A 1,176-nucleotide genomic window follows, 5' to 3' on the forward strand; every position below is an offset into this window, starting at 1 on the left:
TCAAGCTACGCGGTGGCAAAGAGCAAACAAGTTAAGTACGAATCAGGCGATCTTGCATCCGTACAAGCGGTAACAGAAGCTGTCGAAGGCATTTTTGGTCTAGCGCAAGTCAACCCAGCTGATATTGTCTACTCATCATGGTTCAGCACTCAATCCGTAGGTGACACGTTAGCGGCTGTTAAAGGTGTTACTGCGACAGGTTTTGCTACTGGCGCGAACACGCTAAATACCGTTTACAAAAATGATACTAACGAGAATGCTGTCGACCTTTCTACTGCGTACACAATGGTGCTTGGTGAGACACAAGACTTTATGACAGCGTTAGATTCGGACAGTGACTTTAATAAATACGTCAGTGACTTAGATGCAGCGAAAACCGCGATTAAAGGTCTTTACGTGCAATCTGGCGCGAGTGTGAATGTTACTCAGGGTCAAGTAAGACTGCCACACTACCTTGAAAAAGGCGCAAACTGGAACATGCAACCGATGGTGTCTGCGATGCCAAGCCTAGCGAAGCTAAACGCAGCACTTACCGATCCAGCAGAACAAGCGAACATGGTTCAGCAACTTTCTTCTGGCGTTTTCGCAAGCTCTCCTGTAGACGTTAGCAAGCTGGCAACAGATCCAACAGAGCAGCTAAAACTGGTAGGCTCGAAACTGTACTTAAACGACGGTACACAATTGGATAGTGAGCGAGTTATTACTCGTTACTCTCCTGTTCCTGCGGTTAAGTCTTTAGAAAATGTCGAGTTCTTACTGTTTACTCCTCAAAATGGTGTAGCGAAAGACGTGGTGATCTACCAACACGGTATCACCTCAGCGAAAGAAAACGCGTATGCATTTGCTTTTAATATGGTGCAAACTGGCGTAGCTGTTATTGCTATCGATCTTCCAATCCACGGCACACGTAGCCTAGACGAACAACGATCGGCAAATGCGAACGTTCTTGCTTACTTGAACCTTTCTAACCTTGCTGTAGCGCGTGATAACCTTCGTCAAAGCGTGCTGGATGTATTGGGCTTACGTGCTAGTTTAGTAGTATCAGCGCAAGGCGGCCTATTGGCTGGAGGCTCTCTTCAAGGTTTTAACCCAATGACGGGCTCTCAAGTAAAAATGCTGGGTCACTCACTAGGCGGTATTGTTGGTACGTCTGCGGTCGCTGCTGCAAACAACACA

Annotated in this window: 1 protein-coding gene; it reads left to right on the top strand. The window is 46.9% G+C overall.

Features of this window, described 5'->3' with window-relative positions; translation table 11 throughout:
• Window positions 1-1,176 (top strand): VolA/Pla-1 family phospholipase (locus tag R7O12_RS25975; RefSeq protein ID WP_411913099.1); only part of this gene is annotated, 1,176 nt, incomplete at both ends.

The sequence above is a fragment of the Vibrio sp. Vb1574 genome, assembly GCF_033338675.1.